This is a genomic window from Arthrobacter sp. efr-133-TYG-104, from assembly GCF_030208915.1.
In the GTDB taxonomy this organism is placed as follows: Bacteria; Actinomycetota; Actinomycetes; order Actinomycetales; family Micrococcaceae; genus Arthrobacter.
The window spans coordinates 364,845-385,839 of record NZ_JARVTA010000001.1 but is presented as its reverse complement, the minus strand read 5'-3'; the positions used below and the strand labels follow the sequence as shown (position 1 = coordinate 385,839).

General features: G+C 63.4%; 17 protein-coding genes and 1 tRNA gene. 4 read left to right on the top strand and 14 right to left on the bottom strand.

Annotated elements, in window-relative coordinates; translation table 11 throughout:
* Positions 1-151: 151 nt before the first annotated feature.
* Positions 152-799, bottom strand: a complete 648-nt coding sequence (locus tag QRN04_RS01765; protein ID WP_284974423.1) for a nuclease-related domain-containing protein — start codon at positions 797-799, stop codon at positions 152-154.
* Positions 800-1,130: 331 nt separating this feature from the next.
* A complete protein-coding gene (locus QRN04_RS01760) occupies positions 1,131-1,502 on the bottom strand; it encodes a DUF4259 domain-containing protein (protein WP_284974422.1) in 372 nt (123 codons plus the stop codon).
* A gap of 261 nt (positions 1,503-1,763) precedes the next feature.
* Here QRN04_RS01760 and QRN04_RS01755 point away from each other — a divergent pair, with 261 nt between their 5' ends.
* Both QRN04_RS01755 and QRN04_RS01750 read left to right on the top strand, forming a co-directional pair.
* A complete protein-coding gene (locus QRN04_RS01755; protein WP_284974421.1) occupies positions 1,764-2,111 on the top strand; it encodes a VOC family protein in 348 nt (115 codons plus the stop codon).
* A 130-nt stretch (positions 2,112-2,241) separates the two neighbouring features.
* Complete coding sequence (locus QRN04_RS01750) at positions 2,242-2,571, top strand: MepB family protein (protein ID WP_284974420.1); 330 nt, start codon at positions 2,242-2,244, stop codon at positions 2,569-2,571.
* 32 nt (positions 2,572-2,603) lie between these two features.
* Here QRN04_RS01750 and QRN04_RS01745 read toward each other — a convergent pair whose 3' ends face one another.
* The 7 genes from QRN04_RS01745 to QRN04_RS01715 form a co-directional block, all read right to left on the bottom strand.
* Entirely contained in the window at positions 2,604-5,396 is a 2,793-nt protein-coding gene (locus tag QRN04_RS01745; protein WP_284974419.1) for an AAA family ATPase, read from the bottom strand.
* Between the two features lie 41 nt (positions 5,397-5,437).
* A complete protein-coding gene (locus QRN04_RS01740; protein ID WP_284974418.1) occupies positions 5,438-8,170 on the bottom strand; it encodes a helix-turn-helix transcriptional regulator in 2,733 nt (910 codons plus the stop codon).
* 170 nt (positions 8,171-8,340) lie between these two features.
* Positions 8,341-8,925, bottom strand: a complete 585-nt coding sequence (gene pth, locus QRN04_RS01735) for an aminoacyl-tRNA hydrolase (protein ID WP_284974417.1) — start codon at positions 8,923-8,925, stop codon at positions 8,341-8,343.
* 123 nt (positions 8,926-9,048) lie between these two features.
* Positions 9,049-9,624, bottom strand: coding sequence for a 50S ribosomal protein L25/general stress protein Ctc (locus QRN04_RS01730; RefSeq protein WP_284974416.1), 576 nt, complete (start codon positions 9,622-9,624; stop codon positions 9,049-9,051).
* 332 nt (positions 9,625-9,956) lie between these two features.
* Positions 9,957-10,937, bottom strand: a complete 981-nt coding sequence (locus QRN04_RS01725) for a ribose-phosphate diphosphokinase (protein WP_011774071.1) — start codon at positions 10,935-10,937, stop codon at positions 9,957-9,959.
* The gene (gene glmU, locus QRN04_RS01720; RefSeq protein ID WP_284974415.1) at positions 10,934-12,433 is read right to left on the bottom strand and encodes a bifunctional UDP-N-acetylglucosamine diphosphorylase/glucosamine-1-phosphate N-acetyltransferase GlmU; all 1,500 of its coding nucleotides are present in this window, start codon (positions 12,431-12,433) and stop codon (positions 10,934-10,936) included. The genes QRN04_RS01725 and glmU overlap by 4 nt, the downstream gene beginning before the upstream one ends.
* Positions 12,434-12,554: 121 nt before the next feature.
* Positions 12,555-12,626, bottom strand: a tRNA-Gln gene (locus tag QRN04_RS01715).
* Positions 12,627-12,914: 288 nt separating this feature from the next.
* On the opposite strand from QRN04_RS01715, the gene QRN04_RS01710 reads away from it, so the two are divergent.
* Positions 12,915-13,514, top strand: a complete 600-nt coding sequence (locus tag QRN04_RS01710) for a TetR/AcrR family transcriptional regulator (RefSeq protein WP_284974520.1) — start codon at positions 12,915-12,917, stop codon at positions 13,512-13,514.
* 33 nt (positions 13,515-13,547) lie between these two features.
* Here QRN04_RS01710 and QRN04_RS01705 read toward each other — a convergent pair whose 3' ends face one another.
* From QRN04_RS01705 to QRN04_RS01685, 5 genes are all read right to left on the bottom strand, one after another.
* Positions 13,548-15,383 (bottom strand): ABC-F family ATP-binding cassette domain-containing protein, encoded by a 1,836-nt coding sequence (locus QRN04_RS01705; protein WP_284974414.1) that lies wholly within the window; start codon positions 15,381-15,383, stop codon positions 13,548-13,550.
* Between the two features lie 35 nt (positions 15,384-15,418).
* A complete protein-coding gene (locus tag QRN04_RS01700) occupies positions 15,419-16,411 on the bottom strand; it encodes a 4-(cytidine 5'-diphospho)-2-C-methyl-D-erythritol kinase (protein WP_284974413.1) in 993 nt (330 codons plus the stop codon).
* Complete coding sequence (gene rsmA, locus QRN04_RS01695) at positions 16,408-17,289, bottom strand: 16S rRNA (adenine(1518)-N(6)/adenine(1519)-N(6))-dimethyltransferase RsmA (protein ID WP_284974412.1); 882 nt, start codon at positions 17,287-17,289, stop codon at positions 16,408-16,410. The genes QRN04_RS01700 and rsmA overlap by 4 nt, the downstream gene beginning before the upstream one ends.
* Before the next feature lie 57 nt (positions 17,290-17,346).
* On the bottom strand, positions 17,347-18,510 hold the full coding sequence (locus QRN04_RS01690) for a resuscitation-promoting factor (RefSeq protein WP_284974411.1): 1,164 nt from the start codon (positions 18,508-18,510) through the stop codon (positions 17,347-17,349).
* 303 nt (positions 18,511-18,813) lie between these two features.
* Positions 18,814-19,725 carry a TatD family hydrolase gene (locus tag QRN04_RS01685; protein WP_284974410.1) on the bottom strand — a complete coding sequence of 304 codons (912 nt, stop codon included), beginning with the start codon at positions 19,723-19,725 and terminating at the stop codon, positions 18,814-18,816.
* Positions 19,726-19,867: 142 nt separating this feature from the next.
* Between QRN04_RS01685 and QRN04_RS01680 the strand changes: the two genes are divergently transcribed.
* Positions 19,868-20,989 carry an AAA family ATPase gene (locus QRN04_RS01680; protein WP_284974409.1) on the top strand — a complete coding sequence of 374 codons (1,122 nt, stop codon included), beginning with the start codon at positions 19,868-19,870 and terminating at the stop codon, positions 20,987-20,989.
* The last annotated feature ends 6 nt before the right edge of the window (positions 20,990-20,995 follow it).

The following is a 20,995-nucleotide window of genomic DNA, read 5'->3' as shown; positions in this document are numbered from 1 at the left end:
GAACTGCCCAAGGACCCCTGTCCGCAACAGTCAAAACGACCCTCTGGGCCTGCGTCGAAGGGGAGGTCGGGGGCACGCTAAATCTCGCGCCGGTGTCATATAGAGATCCCTTTGCGTGCTTCCGGGCAGCTTGGACCATCGACACCGGACGTCACGCAGACTTGAGCCGTGAGGCCATCAACTCACGCGTCCTCGCCACACTAACGTCGCCGGCTGTCTGCTCCGTAAGCACTTTTGCTAACCGTTTCGGCCAGAGCACGTGCACGCCACGAGTGGAGAACGCGCCCCCGATCAGGGGCCAGTCTGCTTCGATGAAGCACAGAGCCCCAACGACTGGAACATCCCCGACGATGTCACGCACGACATCGACCTGTTTGAGTACCCCATCGACCAGTTTCGTGCAATCACGCCGGCCAACGAGGAGCTTCTCGATGCGTGGGCGAAGGATGCCACCTTCGATCTTCAGTTCAGGCCGACCCTTGTACAGCTTGGCGTCGATCACCCAGATTCCGCCGGGAGTGATGGCGATGTGGTCGATGTTGGCCTTCGACCCGGGGATGCGTCGGTCGTGGAGGACAGCCAGGTCATCGGCGGCCAGGGCGTTTAGCCGAGCGCCGAGTCGTTCCTCACCGATCGCGCCTCGATCCCAGGACTTCGTGTGCTGCCGCTCGTCAGAGAGTGCGACTGCGAGGCCACCGAAGCGGCCCCACTTCTCGCGGAGCTTTTTTTCGTCGTTCGCCTTGCGGCGCTCATATTCGCGTCGGGCGGACGACCCGGGTACTCCCGACTCGGTGGACAACGAATCATCATTAGGTGGTTCCAGGTCTGGGGAGACGGGTTTCGTGGCCGCGGTAGCACAATCCAAGCAGAGGACGGTCTTCGTCTCGCTCTCAAAGATCGCTTCTGTCCGGGCCGGAAGAGAAGCGCCGCACAGCCGGCACGCTCCGGCGTACCGGAGCCTCATCTGCTTCATGAGGATGCACTTTGGAACATTGGCACGAATCCAGTCTGCTTGTGGATCACGGCGGTTAGGCCGCGGATGCGCTTTGCCATGGCTCAATCTTCACCCAGTGCAGGAACTTTTTCGGGGGGCCGCGCGTAACGGCCACCAGAGGCACTGCCCAGTAGGTTCAGAGCTTTGCACGCCAGCGGGCGATCTCGGACTGGAATCCAGCCAGTTCCCCTTGTTCTGCCCAGAGCTCAGCCAGCTCGTTCGATTCCTCGCTCGATAAGCGATTCATTACTGCCGCGGCCTTGATTTGCAGTTGGAAGGGCAGCGTTCCGGATGTCCGCGGCCAAGGTTCGGGGGCGTAGGCGGCGTCACCGCCCAGCAGGTCAGGGTGATCCCAAGCGACCACTAACGCGGCGGCAGCAAGTCCGGTTGTGCCGTCCGACGCTTCGATGACACCATCGGGGTTCAGTACCGCGTCCAGTGCTGTTTCAAGAATCGGCTGAACGCTCTCTACGGTGTCGGCGCCGTAAGGAGCCGTGTAACTGAGCATGCTCAGGCCTTCAGCTGGGACGCTCTCTGCTCCACCACCCCCTCGAGGTGGGGACCGGTGGGTTGTAATGGCGGCGGTTCATCAGTCTCACGTCGATCAGGTCCGGGAGGTCAAGCAAGGGTGAAAGATCGCCGTCCAGAATCTTCGTGGACTCGTAGAGGAACATGGCGTAGTGTCCCCAGAACCGATGCCGGACGGGTCCGTTGACGGAGCTACACGGCTGGCTCGCTTCTTTGTGACCAATATGGAAAGGAGACGGCGATGGCTGCCATAGTGAACTACTTCGAGGTCGGCTCGGCCGACCCGGATGCCGCACGGAGCTTCTATGGCTCACTATTCGACTGGACCTTCGGTGAGTCCTCACCGGTCGGCTACCGGATGGTGAACGGCGACAAGGGTGGTCTGTGGGACACCACATCGCTGGGCGGAAACTCCTGGGCGATCTTCTACGTGCAGGTCGAGGATGTGAAGGCCGCGATCGCCCAAGCCGAATCGCTCGGTGCGAGCATCGCCGTCCCGTTCGTCGACAACGGCGCCATCGAGTTCGCGCACATCCTCGACCCGCAGGGGAACCGCTTCGGCGTGTGGCGACCGAAACAATCGGACTGAACCGGCGGACCCGCGGTGCTGCCGCATCGAGTTCGATACGGGAGCACGGCAACCCCTCGTCTGATGAAGGTCCTGGCGGCTAGACACACGGGACTCTCTTCGGACGCGAGCAAGTAGCCGTGCCTAGCCGATGGCTCAGAGAACGACGGCGGCGGTCGAAAGAGTGAAGGTTCCGACCGCCAAGCCCTTCACGGCTGAGGAATCGATGGCTGGGCTGCTCGTCTTCGTAGAGGAGCAGGAAAGGTTCGGGGTCTTCCAATTCACCACGGCGCACCTGATCTCGCTCGGATACGTCAGCTCCGACCTGATTCCCGGCAAACGCGGATTCCGCGTCTATCCCGCTTGGTGCACCGACCTTAATGCTCAAGCGTCACGCACTCAGCGCGCGCAGGGCGTTGCGTTCGACGAACTTTTTCCAGGCACGCGAGTAACTGAAAACGATCGCGACGTCGGAAAATGACGAGTGCAGCAGACTTCTGAACACCAACGCTGTCAATCGTGGACTGCAGCTCCGAGGTCTTCCCGGCGGCGGATGCCCAGTTTGGCATAGCTGCGGTACAAGTGGCCTTCGACGGTACGCACCGAAACCATGAGCTTCTGGGCGATCTGCCGGTCCGTTAGGCCAGCAACGGCCAGGGCAATGATGTCCCGTTCACGCCGCGTCAACGGTACCGTCCGGTCGACGTCGGAATGGGCGCTTGGGAGCGGAGATGTCCCCAGGTTAGCCTCGCTGACATCGCGCAGCACCGCTGCTTGGCGCGCCTCCGGGCGTTTGCCCTCGGCGTCGAACGTTACGGCCGCCTTTTCGAAGGCGAGGGCAGCGGGCCCGGGCATTCCCGCGGCCGCGAGCTCGTTCCCTGCGCTGACGAATCCTTGGCCCGCGCCTGAGAGATGCGCATCCGCCAAGGAGCGCCAGCCTGCTACCCATGCGCCCTGGACAGTTCGCGCGGTTTCCCGGACCGACTCCATGGCAGCCTCGTCCCCCAATTCGACGCGAAGGACCAGGTTCTGGAATTTCACTCCCGGCAGCCGGTCCAACTGTCCGGAACCCTCCAGTTCCTGCAGCTGCCGCAATCCGGAAGCCCCTTCCGCGCGGCTTGCGGAGGATGCACGGCTTCGGGACGGCGCACCGTCGTCGGAGTACATGGTGCTTGCCTGCTGGGCGCGGTGTTCCAAATGCGCGTGGCCCGCGATTCGAAAAAGCCCCGCAAGTGCCTCGACATAGGCGCTCCCGCCACTCGTGGATTCCCGAGTGGCGCCTTCACCTGCGAGTCGGTCAGCGAGTGGAGTATCCCCGGAAGCAGCAGCTGCATAGAACGCGAGAGCGTCTCCAAAGCCGCCGAGCCGGAGCGGGTCAGCGACGCGAAGAGCCTCCACAGCCGGCGCCAATACCTTGCTGGCTTGTTCCACGCGGCCCTGCCGCAGGAGGGAAAGACCTGTGAGCGCGTGAGTGCCGCCACCGAAAACAACTGGTCCCGCCGCCGAGCCTGACGCAAAGCCTCCCATGGCTGCTTCCGCGGAGTCCCAGTCCCCCGATTCCAGTGCGGCAAGGACATACCGGACAAGCACAAAGTCACCGAGGAACAGGACGTCATCCGGGCGTTCCTCCACCATGGCCCAAGCTTCCCGTCCGGCTTCCTGCGCAGCCACGGCCCGGCCCTGCGCTATCAAGGCTTCACAGCGCATCGCCAGCAGGAATAGTCCCTCCGCCCCGTGGTCGAGAGATTCCGTTTCGGCGTTGCCTTGGAACGTCTCCAGGCCGGCAGCGAGGTCCTCAAACCTGCCTTCACGGGCAAGCTCGGCCAACTCGAGCGCCTCGATGCACTTCCGGAGGCGGGCCACAGCGGGATCCGTCTCTGCCCGTCCGGCTACGAGGTTCCCCGCGGCAGCCCGTGCGTCGGCCAGGATGTCCTCCGAGGCATGGCCCAAAGCTGCCCTGGATGCTGCCCAGAGGAGGCAGACATCCAAGAGCCCAGCGTGTAAACCACCTCCCACCGCAGCAGCATCGCCGTCGTCCGCAGCGCCGCCCTGGAGGAAGCCGAAGTCCGCGTCCAACACGTCAACGGCGCTGCGGTAATCGCCGTCGTTGTAATGGACCATGGCCATCACCGCGCGCGCCCGGGGCTGAAGGGCCTCCGAGCGGACTCGGCGCGCGGCCGCCAGTGCCAACGGATTCTCCAGCCGCTTAGCGGCGTGGCACGCTGCTTGGAGCAGAGCATCGTCGTCGACGTCGGCGCCACAGTCCAACGCCCAACTCACCATCCGGAGCAACCCTTCTTTGGGGAGGTCCCCGGCGAGGTCCGGAACCAGGCGTTCCCGGATATGCAGGCTCCGCGGCGGCGAGATGATGCGTCGGAGGGCCTCGCCGTAGAGCGGATGCCAGATGCGGAGGGGCCCGCCGTCGCCGTCCATAGCAAGCACGAGCCGGTTCTCCATCAAGGAACGGATGGTGTCCCTCCCGACGTGTGGTTCCAGCATCCCCGCGGGCACGGGCTCGGCGAGGGCAATGGCGAACATTGCCTCACGTTCGGAGTGGCTGGCGCGCAATACCAGGTTCCGCGCTGCCTCCGCGAGCAGCTCACCATCTCCCGTGAGTGGCCGGGCCAGGAACCAGACACTGTTGCGGCGCACCAACCGACCCTTAGCGCGCGAATCCGCCAACAAGCAGTGGAGCAACAGGGGGTTACCCTCGGACACGGCATGGAGCACGTCTACGACGCTGGCCATGACCGTTCCGCCGAGTTTCTTGGCAGCCAACTCCGCGACGGCGTCTTTGTCCAACGGGTGCAGCTCCAAGCGCTCAGCCAATCCGTCGTACCACAGCTGCACCAAGGCGGCGGGCAGGCCGGGCCTGGGCCGGCTGGTTGCGACCAGGCGCGCCCATCCGGCAGTCACAAGCTCTGCCACGACCTGCGTACTGTCCTCATCCAATTCATGGGCATCGTCTATCACCAAGAGCAGGCGCGATCCAGCTTCCCCCCGACGCTTTTCGAACTGGGACCAAAACTCGCGGAGGATCGAGACCGGCGAAGTCGCCTGCCCAACCGGCAGGTCCTGGAGGTATGGCGCCAGTACGCCGTACGGCACCCCGGACAGCGCAGGACTGCCGTGTATCTGCATTACCACCATGTCCCCTGCCAAGCGCGCCGCTATCTCGGCAGCCATGGCTGACTTTCCGACGCCGGACTCCCCCAGCAGGAGAACGGCGGTGGCACCGTCCTGCCGCAATATGTCCAGGGCCAGCCCCAGCTCCCCGTCCCTGCCTACCAGGTACTCAGCCTGCATAAGCACCCGGCACCGCGTGGATGGAAGCTACTCCGCTGGCCTCACAACAGGCCTTGCAGCTCGCCGCGGGACGAAACCCCGAGCTTGGTGAACACTTGGTATAGGTGACCCTCCACCGTCCGCACTGACACCCCAATATCCATGGCGATTTCACGGTTGCTGACACCTTTCCCTGCGAGTTTGGCGATCTGGCGTTCACGCTCGGTCAAAACAGGTGCGTCGCTGCGTGGATGGATCGGCAGCGCGGAGACCAAATGTTCCAGCCGTTCCAGCCTCAACTGTGCCGTCCGGGCTGTGGTGCTTTCGCCGGCGTCGCGGGCATAGTCCAGGGCCATGGCCACGCATCTCGCTTCTACCACCAGCAGGTCCATGCTGGCCGCTGCATGTGCGGCAGCAAGCAATGCACTGGCGTTCTTGTGGCGGGCTCCCCGGGCCAGGTCTCCCGAAATTCGGGCCAGCGGACCCTGCCTGCGCGCCGCAATGTCTTCGAGCAGCCGATATTCGTCGTCGCTTCCCTCCACCGTGGCGCCGAAGAGACAGATGCCTGCCGGCGTCAAGCGCTGATTGTCGACGTCGTCATGGACCCGCATGAGCAGCCGATGCTTGACGTCGGGGTCGCCCATCCACCGTCCGGCCATCTCCGCGCAGAACTCCGCTACGGACTCGGCGACGTAACTGCCCACGTCGCGGGATGTCCTGTAGAGGTCAAGGTAGCGGCCCGCTTCCTCGGAGTTCCCTATTTGGGCGTAGGCGAAAGCGGTGGCAGCGTAGGCGACTTTGATGAGGTTCATGCTGGGACGAAGTTCCAGCTGGGCAACCGCGGAGCGGAGGGGTTCGATGGCACTGGCCGGCTTCCCGGCATAGGTGAATGCCAGTCCCCTGCCCAATTCGGGCAGCGCGCCGCGGTACTGCAAACGAGCCGGGTGGGAAGGAGCACGGCTCAGGAGCTCTACGCATTTGCGCCACTGGCCGGACATCAACAGCGTCAGGAAAACCGGAAAGGCAAATGCCTCCTCAAGCTGCGGCGACCGGGTCACGCCATCCACATGGCGTGACATTGTTCGTGCCAGCTGTTGGGCGTCCAGTTCCCGTCCCAGTATGCATCGCGCTTCAATCAGGAAAAAGGAGGTCCTTAGCCAGTGCTCGTAGTCCTGCCGCGGGCCCGTGGCGAACTCGGCTTCCAGGTCCTCCACCACGGACGCATAATCACCAATAAAGGTCTTGTACTCATAACGGCTCAACTGAAGCCGGTTTCGGGCCTTGGCCATGACTGCCGGTGAACAATCCCCCGACCGGCCCTCGAGGACAGCGACCGCATGATCGAGCACTCCCGGAACCATGCCGCAGCGATCGTCGAGCCAGAGCATGGCTTGGCATTGTGCAGCAACAACGTGGGCAAACTCCACCGGGTCCAGCGCAGCAATCCGGTCAGTGGGCACCTCGTCCAAGGTCCGGACCGCGTGCAGCGGCAGGTCCAACATGAGATAAGCGGCGGCCTTCACGCGTTGGGCCGGCACCCATTCTTCGTCCTTGGGATCGAGCAATTCGGTGGACGTGATGGCGAAAGTGGGGTCGAAAGCGGCCAGTGCCGCGCGTCCGGCAGCCAGTGCGTGGGCGGCAGAGGGAGCGGTATCGTCCTCGCAGGCATGGATCCACCGGGCGTACGTCAATACATCCTGCAAAGCCAAACCAGCGAGCTCGGGTTCCTTGGGTCCGAGAAGCATCAATCGCAACTCACGACGACGGCGGGTGCTCAACCATCCGCTGACGACGTCGCCGATATAAGGTTCGCGCAACGTCACCCAGTGCTCGGAGCACCGATCAACAGAGAGCAGGCCGGCGTCCTCCATCTCCACCAGGACCTCGGCACCGGCGATTGCGGCCAGTTCCACGAGCGTCGCCCGCTTGGCACAGGACAAGAGCTCGACGACGGTCCGGTGGGCTTGGGGTGCCCGCGCCAACTTTGACCGGACGAAATCCTCCACCACCGGGGCACCGACGAGCTTGATCTGCTCCCGCAATGTCCACACCGAGTCATTGAGTACCAGGTTTCCGGAATGCCGCTGCTCTTCGAGAAGGGCATGGAGCAACATCGGGTTTCCACCCACGGCCGAGTGCAGTGAACCAACCAGCGTTGAGGATACATAATGGCCCAAAACGGAGCCCAGGACCTGTTTGGTCTGCTCTTCGCTCAGCATCTCAAGGTGGACTTCGCCCAACTGTCCTTCAAGGACCAAGCGGTGGAAGTCCGGAGGAAGATCACTGGCATGTTGAACCGTGGCGATCACTTTCGCAGTGCCGGTGGCCATGAGGTTCAACAGCACTCCCGTGCTCATGGGATCCATGCCGCCGGCGCTATCGACGATCACCACGGTGTCCCGGCCTGCGGCCTCGCCCCGTATCAACCTGGTGACGGCGTGGAGTATGCCCGTCGGGGTGGCCACGGCCTCGGAGGGAAGACGGGCCAACAGGAAACCCAGGCACCCGTACGGTGTTTCCGAACCGGCCACCGTGTTCCGTAGTTGAAGGCTATGGACCTTGGGGCCAAGGGAAGATACCAATGCCCTGGCCAAACCGGACTTGCCGATGCCACGTTGGCCGGTCAGGACCACGCCGTAGGACTCCGGGGATTCCAGTTGCTTGGCAGCTTTGGATAAATCGCGGCTTCTGGCCAGAAGCGACCACGTATGCCTGTCTGATGCGCTGCCCACAAGATCCGGAGCAGCAGCACGCGCTGCGCCTCGCCCACCCCTGTTTAGCAACTCCGCCGACATCTGCATCCTTAGCTACACATCCGCGGTGGTCCCCTGCCTGTACCGCGTACCTTGCACACTACCGTTGGGCGCCGACACTTAGTAGGGCTTGGGCCGCCCCGGACTGTCAGGCTTTGATCAGGCTTTCCTCAAGATTGGCTCAAGATTCCGTGTCGCTGCAAGCCTATCGTTCAGTCCTTGGCGGGGTGGTGCTTCTGTTGTGCAGCCAGGAGGCCTTCGGCCATGAGAAGCTCCACCGCATCGGCAGCCTCATGCACGAGGAAGGGCAACTCTTTCTTTTCCGTGGTGGCAAAATCGCGCAGGACATAATCGGCAGTCTCCATCCGGCCCGGCGGGCGCCCCACCCCAACCCGGACCCGGAGGTAATCCTTGGTTGCGAGTGCTTTGGAGATGTCGCGGAGCCCGTTATGGCCGCCCTCGCCCCCACCGAGTTTTAACTTGACCGTGTTAAATGGGATGTCGATTTCGTCATGAACAGCAATGACATGATCGGGAGCAATGTCGAAGAACTGGGCCAAGCCGGACACTGGTCCGCCTGAAGTGTTCATGTACGTCATGGGCTTGGCCAACACCACGCGCGGGCCGCCAATGCCCAGCCGCCCCTCCACTACCTGGGCGCGGGACTTGTGAACCTTGAATTTCCCGCTCATGCGGGAGGCTAACTCGTCCAACACCATCTGGCCCACGTTGTGCCTGTTGTTGCTGTACTCTGCGCCGGGATTGCCAAGGCCGACAATCAGCCACGTCTCTGTCATGGTTTCATCCTAGGAAATGGTCTGGTCATCGTCAGGCGGGCATCGCCGGGCCGGGCAAAGCAAGTGGCCGGGACCCAAAGGTACCCGGCCACTCAACGGCATGCGACTCAAGCAGTCAAACGACTACTCTGCAGCTGCTTCGCCGGACTCTTCTTCTTCCGAACCTGCAGCTTCAGCGATGCGGACCACGAGGGTGTCGCCTTCGGTGAGCAGCGTGGAACCCTTGGGAAGGTTGAGGTCTGCTGCGTGGATGTTCTGGCCGGCCTTGAGGCCTTCAATGCTGACCTCGACGGCGGTGGGAACGTGGGTTGCCTCGGACTCGAGGGAAACCGTAGTTGCCTCGAGGCTGGCAACAGCACCGGGAGCAACTTCGCCGCTCACGTGGATGGCGATGTCAACCGTAACCTTTTCGCCGGCCTGGACGGTCTGCAGGTCAACGTGCTCGATGATCTGCTTTACGGGATCGCGCTGGATGTCCTTGACGAGCGTGAGGTGCTGCTGGCCGTCGACGTCGATCGCCAAGAGGGCGTTGGAGACGCGGACTGCCAGCGTGGTGGCGCGGCCCGGCAGGTTGATGTGGATGGGCTCTGCACCGTGGCCGTAGATGACGGCAGGGATCTGGCCGGCCATGCGTGCACGGCGGGCAAATCCCTTGCCGAATTCGGTGCGCAGTTCTGCGGTGAGCTTCTGCTCAGACATGAGTACTCCTTGATTACTGTGGCGTCCGGAATGTTCCGGACTGGTCTATCAGCAAGGGCGGAGGTCTGGAGACCTTCTACGCCCGGCCGAGACCAGCTGCAGTGCAGCCGTTCCGCCTGTGTTGAAGGAGGTGCAGACCCAGTCGATAACGGAGACCCGCAACCCAGGTCCACTAACGCGAACCGGATGTGCTCTCCCTCGCCAAGGTATCCCCGAGAGTTTATCAGTGGACCGCCTGATTACTGAAAACGGACAAACGAAACGGGCCAGCCGCACACCCGGAGGCGGCGACTGACCCGTCCTGCATCAGTGGTTGTTTCAGTAGGCCAAAGCTACGCTTTGCCGTCGAACAAACTGGTGACCGAACCGTCGTCGAACACTTCGCGGATGGCGCGGGCAATCAGCGGCGCGATGGACAACACCGTCAGGGACGGGAAACGCTTCTCGGCCGGGATGGGCAAGGTGTTGGTGACGACGACTTCGCGGGCACCGGAATCGGCCAGGCGCTGGGCTGCGGGATCGGAGAACACTGCGTGCGTGCAGGCGATGATGACGTCCTTGGCACCGGCGTTCTTCAACACCTGGACGGCGCCGGAGATGGTTCCACCGGTGTCGATCATGTCGTCGATCAGCACGCATGTCCGGCCTTCAACCTGGCCAACAACAGTCTTGGAGACAGCCTGGTTGGGGACCGTGAGGTCACGGCTCTTGTGGACGAACGCCAGCGGGGCACCGCCCAAGCGCTCGGCCCACTGCTCGGCGACACGGACACGGCCAGTGTCAGGGGAAACAACGGTGATGTTGTCCGCTTCGACCTTGGTGCGGATGTAATCGGCAAGCAGCGGAATCGCCATCAGGTGGTCGACGGGGCCGTCAAAGAAGCCCTGGATCTGCGAGGTGTGCAGGTCAACGGACATGATGCGGTCCGCGCCGGCCGTCTTGTAGAGGTCAGCCACGAGGCGGGCCGAAATGGGCTCGCGGCCACGGCCTTTCTTGTCCTGGCGGGAGTACGGGTAGAACGGCGATACAACAGTGATCCTCTTGGCAGAGGCGCGCTTCAGGGAGTCGATCATGATCAACTGCTCCATGAGCCAGTTGTTCAGGGGAGCCGGGTGGGCCTGGATGACGAAGGCGTCGGTGCCTCGGACGCTCTCGGCCGAACGGACGTAAATTTCCCCATTGGCGAAGTCATAAGCGTCGATAGGAAGGAGTTCCGTCTCCAGCTCCTTCGCGATTTCCTGCGCCAGTTCCGGATGCGCCCGTCCGGCGGCGAGAATCAGTTTCTTCTCGCCGTGTGCGGTAATTTCGCTCATGCCTGTGTGCCCTCTTCTGTTGTTGCCGGAGATTCTGGGGAAGTGGAGGCGGAGGCGGTTGCCTGCGCATTCTGTGCCAAGTCGGCCGACGCCGTGCCCGGGCGGTTGGCGATGACCCAACCCTCTGCGTTGCGCTGCGCGGCAAGACTCAAGGCCAGGGCGCCGGCGGGGACGTCCTTCCGGATGATGGCTCCGGCACCGCTGTAGGCACCATCGCCAACTGTCACGGGGGCAACGAATACCGTGTTGGATCCGGTACGGACCCCCGAGCCGATGACCGTACGGTGCTTCTTCTCGCCGTCGTAATTTGCCGTGATGTTCCCGCAGCCGATGTTGGTGTCCTCGCCGATCTCGGCGTCGCCGGCGTAGCCAAGGTGGGAAAGCTTGGAGCCGCGGCCGATCGTCACGTTCTTGGTCTCATAGAACGCACCGATCTTGCCCGTCTCCCCCAGCACCGTTCCGGGGCGGAGGTACGTAAACGGTCCAACGCTTGCCTTGGCGCCGATCGTCGAACCGGAGCCGTGCGTGCGGGTCACCTTGGCGCCCTCGCCCACCTTGACGTCGGTCAGCGTGGTATCGGGGCCGACGACGGCGTCGCGCGCCACTGTGGTGGCGCCGTGAAGTTGCGTGTTGGGCAACAGCCGGACGTCCTCGTCGAGTGTGACGGTGGAGTCGATCCACGTGGTGGAAGGGTCCACCACGGTGACGCCCGCCCGCATCCAGGACTCGACGATGCGGCGATTGTGCTCTGCACCAAGGGCCGAAAGCTGAATGCGGTCGTTGGCGCCCTCAACCTGCCAGCGGTCTTCGGTGACGACGGCGGCAACCCGGCCGCCGGCGTCGCGCGCCAAGCCCAAGACGTCAGTCAAGTACATCTCGCCTTGGGCATTATCGGTGGTCACTTTGGCCAACGCAGTCCGCAGCACTGCGGCGTCGAAAGCGTAAATTCCGGAGTTGATCTCACGGATGCCGCGCTCAGCGTCGCTTGCATCCTTGTGCTCGCGGATGCCTGTTACTGTCCCGTCCTCGGCACGGAGGATGCGGCCATAACCCGTGGCGTCATCCAGGACAGCGGTGAGGACGGTAACAGCGTTGCCTTCGTCCTCGTGCGCGGCCACGAGCTCGCCGAGAAGTTCGCCGGTGAGAAGGGGAACATCGCCATAGGTCACTACCACGGTGCCGGTGACATCGGCTTGGGCGTCAAGGGCGCTGAGGGCAACTTCCACCGCGCGTCCGGTGCCGGGAACGTCGTCCTGATCAACAATCAGGGCATCCGGGTCCAAAGCTGCGACATGCTCGGCCACGCGGTCCCGCTCATGGCGGACCACCAGGGCAAGCTTCTGCGGTTCGATGGATCGTGCCGCCAAGAGCGCGTGCCCGACCATGGAGCGGCCACCGATTTCGTGGAGAATTTTGGGAGTCCGCGACTTCATGCGGGTTCCTGCACCTGCGGCCAAGACGATCACCGCTGCGGGACCGGTGGTTTCGGGGCTCACGTACTGGCTCTCCTTGCTCGGTATGTCCCGGGTGACCCGGCTTCGGAATGCCACATCCAACAATGGACCCAGGCACCGTTCGAGCCGTTCCAGGTACAGAGAGGAGCGCGTTTTCCGACCGTTCCGCCCATAGGATTCGAACCTATACTCCACGGCTCCAAAGGCCGGGGTGCTGCCATTACACCAGAGCGGACTGTGCGTGTTTCCGCAGCCAGGGCGCCAGCCCGGACAGCTTCCCGGATGACCGGGATGCACACACAAGAATCTAGTTTGCCATGACCATTGCGTGCTTCGCGACTTGACCGGTTTTTACTCCCTGCCGGACATGCCCTTCCCGCAGCCGTTGCCCGCGTTCAACAGGCCCTTGCGGCATGATGGACACGTGAGCAAGCCCACCAACCTCCCCCAGGCCCCAACCGGTTCTGTTGGCGTGGAAGCCGCTATCGAAGCCTCCACAAGGGTGCCGGCGGCCCGCATTCGGATGACAGGGCACCAGCGAAAGGCGCAACTGATCGGCATTGGCCGCTCCCTCTTCGCCGTGCGGGGGCTCGACGCAACGACCATCGAGGAGATCGCCGCCAAGGCCGGAGTCTCCAAACCTGTGATCTACGAACACTTCGGGTCCAAGGAAGGCCTCTACCGGGAGGTGGTGGAGCATGAATTCCGAATCTTGCTCGACTCCATCACCGAAGCGCTCAGCACCGATGCCAACCCCCGGGTTCTTGTGGAGCGCGCGGCACTGGCACTGCTTGGCTACATCGAACAGCGTACTGACGGATTCCGGATCCTCATCCGGGATGCGCCGCCATCACAGCCCGAAGGCGCGTTCTCGACGCTCCTGTCGCATGTCACCGTCCGGGTGGAACACCTGTTGTCCGATGAGTTCGCCCGCAGGGGATTCAGTTCCGCTGACGGTGCCATGTACGCACAGATGCTCGTTGGCATGGTGGCCATGACGGGCCGATGGTGGCTCGATAGCCGCACGCCGGATAAGAGCGCAGTGGCCGCGCACTTGGTGAACCTGGCGTGGAACGGACTGACCGGGTTGCAAAAGGAACCCGAGCTGCGCTCCGGGGCCTAACTAGCTCCTGTGCCTAGCTACGGAAACGCCGGGCTACTCCCCGAGCACCTCCGCGGCCTCCAGCCATTCGAGCTCGAGGCCTTCCTTCTCGTCCAGCAACTCCTGCAGTTTGGCGTTCAGTTCGCCGAGCGCATCGAATTCCCCGGCTTCGGATTTCGCCGCCATTTGGGTGTGAAGCTTTTCTTCTTGCTGCGCTATTTTGCCAAGCTGCCGGTCGATCCGGTTGAGGTCCTTGCGCGCTTCACGCTTTTCGGATTCGCTGGCCCCGGACGGGGCGGACGACGCCGATGCAGAAGAACCGCTCGTGGCCGTGGGGGCACCCGGCCCCCCGCCCATGCCACCGGAAGCCAAGGCAGCCTCGCGGAGTTCGAGGTACTGATCCACACCGCCAGGCAAACCACGGAGTTTTGCATCGCCAAGCAGCGCCATCTGATGGTCCGTGACGCGTTCGAGCAGGTATCGGTCGTGGCTGACAACCACCAGCGTCCCCGGCCAGCCGTCCAGGACGTCTTCGACGGCGGCGAGCGTGTCGGTGTCGAGGTCGTTAGTGGGTTCGTCGAGCATGAGCACATTGGGCTCCCCCACCAACAACCGCAGGAGCTGCAGCCGGCGTCGTTCACCACCGGAGAGATCCGATACGGGAGTCCATTGCTTTTCCTTGGTGAAACCGAGTTGCTCCACCAGTTGTCCGGCGGTGAATTCCTTGCCGCCTACGCTGAAGGAGCGTTTCTCCCGCTCGATGACCTCGATGACGCGCAGGTCCGAGACGTCGTCGAGCTCTTTCACCTCCTGGGTGAGGAAGGCGGTAACCACGGTTTTTCCGCGCTTGACCTTGCCGGTGGTGGGTTGGATTTCACCGTTGAGCAGCTTCAGCAAGGTGGATTTGCCTGCGCCGTTCACGCCCACCAAACCAAGCCGTTCGCCTGGGGCAAGCCGGAGGGTGATGTTGTCGAACAGTTTCTGCCCCTCCTCGCCGTCGAGGAAGTCCAGCGTCACGTTCTCGAGGTCAAGGACGTCCTTACCCTGGCGTGCGGTGGCCATCTTGCTGAGGGCAACGGAGTCGCGCGGATCCGGCACGTCGGCTATGAGATCGTTGGCGGCTTCGATCCGGAACTTCGGCTTGGCCGTCCGGGCCGGGGCGCCTCGCCTCAACCACGCCAGTTCCTTCTTGACCAACTGCTGGCGCTTGCCCTCGACGACGGCGGCCATGCGGTCGCGCTCGGCGCGCGCCAAAACGTAGGCGGCGTATCCGCCGTCGAACATGTCCACCATGGCGTCGTGGACTTCCCAGGTGTAGTTGCACACTTCGTCCAGGAACCAGCGATCGTGCGTGACCACCAGGAACGCGCCCTGGTTGGTACGCCAGCGCGTCTTGAGGTGCCTGGCCAGCCAAGCGACGCCTTCGACGTCGAGGTGGTTGGTGGGTTCGTCCAGCATGATGACGTCGTGGTCACCGATGAGGAGCTTGGCCAGCGCAACGCGCCGCTTCTGGCCACCCGAGAGCGCGTGGACGTTGGCGTGCCAATCGACGTCGCCCACCAGCCCACCCATGATTTCGCGGATCTTCGGGTTCGCTGCCCATTCGTGATCGGCCTGGTCACCGACGATCGCGGCGCCGACTGTCAGGTCGCCGTCGAGCACGTCGCTTTGGTCGAGGTAGCCAACGGTGACGTCGCCGCGTTTGGTCACCCGGCCCGAATCCGGCGTTGCCCGGGCCGCGAGCAGGCGCATGAGCGTGGACTTTCCGTCACCGTTGCGCCCCACCATGCCGATGCGGTCGCCATCCTCCAAACCGAGGGTGACGCCGTCGAGGACAGTGCGGGTCGCGAACGAAACGGTGAGGTTTTCGCCGCCGAGCAGGTGGGCCAATGGGTACTACTTTCTACAGCTGGAACGCGGAGGTACTAAAGGAGGGTATCGGAGATGATCCGTGCCCCGGGTACAGGGCCGTGGACTGCGACGGCGGTGTGCCCGCGGTGCGTCAGTTCCTCGGCGAGGACACTTGCGGAAACGGAGTCCCGCGCGAGCAACGCGATGGTGGGCCCGGACCCGGACACCATTCCCGCCAAGGCACCGCGGGCTTCGCCGAGCCCTATGGCATCGCGAAGTTGCGGCGCCAAGGCAATGGATGCCCGCTGCAAATCATTAATGAGGACCCGGCTCAACTGCTCGGGATCCCCGTGGCGGAGGGCCTGCAGGATGGTCGGCTCCACCTCCACGGGCTCAGGTATGTCCAGGCCTTCGGAGTCCCTGAGCCCGTCAAGCGTGCGGAAAACGTCCGGCGTGGAGAGCCCGTAATCGGCAAAAACCAAGACCCAATCCATCTGCGCCTTGGCCAGCGCCGGTGACAACTTATCGCCCACGCCAAGCCCGACGGCGGTGCCGCCGAGGAGCGCGAAAGGCACGTCCGCGCCCAACTCTGCCGCCAGATGGGCCAGTTCTTCACGGGAAAGTCCGCTGTTCCACAAGGCATCGCAGGCAAGCAACGTGGCTGCGGCGTCCGCAGATCCGCCGCCCATCCCGCCGGCCACAGGCACCCGCTTGGTGATTTCCAAGTGCACCCCGGTGGGCTTCTCGGACACCTCCGCCATGATCGCTGCCGCCTTGTAGGCGAGGTTCCGCTCGTCCAGCGGAATCTCCACGCCGTCGAGGTCCAACGTGCTGTCCGGGCTGATGCTCACTGTGATCCCTCCGGCCTCCGTACTGGTGGCCGCCACTTCCTCGTACAGGGAAACCGCGAGATACACGCTGGCCACCGAGTGGTAACCATCAGGGCGCAGGGGGCCCACACTGAGCGAGACGTTTACCTTTCCCGGCGCCTTGACGCGCACGGTACGGGCATGGAAGCGGTCACCCGCGTATGGCAGGCCGGCTGGTTTTCGGGTACCCGGGTTCATGCTTCCACGGGGTGGCGGGCTTCGGCGATTCTGACATAGGCCGAGATATCGAGCACCTCGCCGCGGGCAGTGGGGTCGACGCCGGCCGTGACCAGGAAACGCTCAGCTTCTGGTGCGCTTCCGGCCCAGCCAGCCAGCGCTGCACGCAGGGTTTTGCGCCGTTGCGCAAAGGCTGCGTCGATGACGGCGAACACTTGTTCGCGGGTGGCGTGGGTGGCTGGCGGGTCATGCCGGGTGAAGGACACCAAGCCGGACTGGATCTTGGGCGCGGGCCAGAAAACGTTCATGCCAATGACACCGGCTTTGCGCATACGGCCATACCAAGCGGCCTTGACCGAAGGAACTCCGTAGACCTTGGACCCGGGGCCGGCGGCCAAGCGATCGGCCACCTCATCCTGGACCATCACCAGACCGTGCTGGAGGCTCGGAAAGTGCTGCAACAGGTGGAGCACCACAGGCACTGCAACGTTATAGGGCAAGTTCGCCACCAGGGCCGTCGGCTGCACGGGCAGTTCGGTGACCTTCATGGCATCGGACAACACGAGGTGGAAATTGCTTTCCGCCCCCGGGCGCCACGCGCTGACTGTCTCCGGGAGCTTGGCCGCGAGCACGGGATCGATCTCCACGGCAACCACCGCACTCGCGGCATCAAGTAGTCCAAGGGTGAGCGAGCCCAGCCCGGGCCCTACCTCCAGCACCGTTTCATCAGGCCCGATGCCGGCGGTGGACACAATCCGGCGGATCGTGTTTCCGTCGATCACGAAGTTCTGGCCCAAGGTCTTGGTGGGACGGACCCCGATTTCCTCGGCAAGTCGCCGGATGTCGGAGGCGCCAAGCAAAGGCGCGACGGCGGCGGGCTGGGAATTCGGTTCAGTCACCTAGGTATCGTATCGTCTGTGCCGGACATCCCCTGTGCCGGATCTCCGGCGAACGGGTCAGGCTGCGTGCGCGCAGCCCCAGTCGCTGAGGCCGTTCCGGGCGTAGAGACGGTTGGCGATCTCGATTTGCTGTGCCTTGCTGGCAAGGTTTGCGGTGGGAGCGTAGGCGCCACCACCGTTGGCCAGCCACGTCGAACCAGAGAACTGGAGGCCACCGTAGTATCCGTTGCCGCTGTTGATGGCCCAGTTTCCACCGGACTCACACTGGGCGATCCTGTCCCACATTGCTTCGTTCGGGGCGCCGGTGGGTCCACTCGAAACAGGAGCTGAGGCAGCCGCAGCAGGAGCCGGGGTTGGAGCCGGGCGGTCCTTGGTGCCCACGCTGATCTTCTCGGTAACAGGCTGGGTGGTCACATTGCTGGAAACGAGTTCACGGGATGCTTCCTGGCCATCAACGAGGACCAGCTTGAACGTCTTGACCAAAGAGCCGGCCACACCGGCTTGGGTGACCTTTTGGTCGCCCTTGAACAGGTCGGCACTGTCCGATTTCACACTGTCGAAGGGGACATCTTCGGTGGCCTGGGCGGTCTTGCTGGTGTCCACGCGGGAGACCTTGATCACCATGTCCTGGATGACCGGGGCGTTGCCCGGCTGGGAGACCCGGTCATCAGCGCCCAACTTAACACCGGCGTCCTTCAATACTGTGGCGACGTCGGGCGCCGTCGTGGTGGTGTTGGTGTCCTTGCCGTCAGCAACGATGCTGATGGTCTTGGGCGTGGAGATGGAGACGAACGAACCGTTGACTGCCAGCGAGGCATCCTTGGGCTGGGAAACCTTGGACGTGCTGGCTACGCCAAGCTCGGACACCAGTCCGGCAACGTCCGGGGACGTGGTGGTGACCGTCTTGCGGGCGCCGTCCAGGTCAATGGACACCGCCTTTGCGAGGTTCACGTTCACCACAGAGCCGTTATCCACCTTGGCATCCAGTGCCGGTGAGACGCGGTCCGCGTTCTTCAGCTCGACCTTTGCAGCCTTGACCACCTGGTCAACTGTGCCACCGAAGGTCTGGATGGAGCTCACCTTGCCGTCAACGTTGAGGGTTACGGTCTTGTTGTTGCCGACGAAGGCGACAACTCCAACCACCAGTGCTGCGACAACCAACACTTGGACACCGACTTTGAGGAAGCTGAACTTGCCATCCGTTGTGAAGAACTTGATCACGATTGCCCATTACTCTTAGACCATCCAGGCACGGGGAAGAGCACAAAAACGAACGTGGCCGCAAAACGTTGGGGCCAGGCATGTAAGCCTGGTCCCGCCTTTTACTGCCGGCCGTTTGCGCCGTTTCACATCGTTGAACTGAGGGCCTGCATCAGCAGGCCAGCTGTCCGAAGGCCTTCCCCGACCCCGGCTACTTGTTTAACACAGTAACCGATCCGTTATAAACCATCCAAGCCTTCTGCATACCGGGTATCCCCTAAGGAACCTGCGAGGACGTCCGGCAGACCGGCTAAAAAGCGCGGATTAGGCCCAAGATCCGTAGGCATCCACGGTATTTTTCGCCAGCCGCGAACAGAGTTCCGCGAGGTCACTTCCTGTCACGTCGGCCATGGCCCGGACAGTGTAGGGAACCATGTAACTGGCGTTCGGACGGCCACGATGCGGGTGGGGCGTCAGGAATGGCGAGTCGGTCTCCACCAGGATCCTCCCCGGTTCTGCCACGGCCAACGCCGCGCGGAGGTTCCCTGCATTCTTGAATGTCATGGTGCCGGCGAAGGACATGTACCAGCCGTGCTCGTTGCACGTCCTGGCCAGCTCTTCATCGCCGGAAAAACAGTGGAAGACCACGCGGCCAGGCGCACCTTCCTCACGGAGGACCTGCACCACGTCATCGTGGGCGTCCCGGTCATGGATCTGCAACGTCAGGTCCAGTCTCTTGGCAATGTCGATGTGCCTGCGGAATGAATACCGCTGATGGGCCAACCCTTCGCCCTGGGTTCGGAAGAAGTCCAAGCCGGTCTCGCCAATGGCGCGAATCCTCGGGTGGCCGGCCAGTTGCTCGATCTCGGCGAGAGCTGTTTCCAATTCGTCCCTCTCGGCGTACTCCGGTGCGTCGTTCGGGTGGATGGCGACGGCCCCGAGGAGGCGGGGATCGGCGTCGACCGCTTTGACAGTGAATCGGGACGATTCGAGGTCGCAGCCAACCTGGACGGCACCCTGCACCCCCACGCTCTCCGCAGCATCCAGGGCATCGCGGACCGATACCTCAATCACGCCGTGCCGGAAGTCCAGGTGGGTGTGGTTGTCCATCACTGGCACCGGCAGGGGTTCTGGCGCCGGTGGGTAATCCTTGCGGGACGTACCTGTTTCCGCAGGGAGGGCCTCGTGCTCGTCATCACGAGCACGGTAGGGAGCAGGAGCGAGGGAATTGCACATGCTCCCACCTTAATCCGGCTGCGCAGAAATTCCGTGGGCACTCTGTCTGCCGAAGCCATTGTCTAGGTAGGCTGGACGGAAAGCCCGCATTGGCAACGCTCCAGGAGGATTGCCAAAGGCGGCCACGGCTGAAGGGCAATCCATGGAGTCCAAGCGACCAGTCGCCATCGAGCAGTCACAGCGGCTCGAGCAGGCACAGCGGCTCGAGCAGGCACAGCGTGAGGCCGCAGTCCAACCTGCCCAGCCACGGGACGCGGCACTCAACGGCCACGGTCAGCACCCGATGGACGCCGAGCGCTTCCGCGAGGCCAGCGAGCACATCCTGGGATCCATCAACCGGGTCATCGACGGAAAGGCCGACGCCGCCAAGCTCGCCCTGACGGTGCTCCTCGCCCAGGGCCACCTTCTGCTCGAAGATGTGCCCGGGGTAGGGAAAACCCTGTTGGCCAAAACCTTGGCGAGGACGGTTGATTGCACCGTTTCCCGGATTCAGTTCACCCCGGACCTGTTGCCCTCCGATGTCACGGGGGTGTCCATTTATAACCAGTCCTCCCGGCAGTTCGAGTTCCGTCCCGGTGCCGTGTTCGCCAACATCGTCATCGGTGACGAGATCAACAGGGCCTCGGCCAAGACCCAGTCCGCCCTGCTCGAGTGCATGGAGGAGCACCAAGTGACGGTGGACGGGAAGTCATATCAGTTGGGGCTGCCTTTCATGGTGGTGGCAACCCAGAACCCCATCGAAATGGAAGGTACCTACCCGTTGCCCGAGGCCCAGCGTGATCGCTTCATGGCGCGGATCTCCATGGGCTACCCGGACAAGGACGCAGAGATCCAGATGCTGGAAACACATCAATCGTCCTCCCCCTTGGTCAAAGTCACTCCGGTGGTTACCGCCAACGACGTCGCTGCGATGATCGCCATGGTCCAGCAGGTCTACGTGTCCACTGCCATCAAGGAATATACGGTGGCAATCGGCCGTGCCACCCGGGACAGCGCGAACCTGCGCCTGGGGGCCAGCCCGCGATCCTTGCTACAGCTCCTCCGGGCTGCCAAAGCCACCGCTGCCCTTGACGGCCGTGACTTCGTGCTGCCCGACGACGTGCTGGACGTGGCCGAGTCCGTACTGGCCCACCGGATCATCCTCGAGCGCAAAGCCGCAAGTTCCGGTGACACCCCGCAGAGCGTTCTCCACAGCATCCTGACGTCCGTTCCCGTCGCGAAAGAACCCGCCGGGGCGTGGGCCAGGGAACGCCGCGCCGGTTAGGAGGCA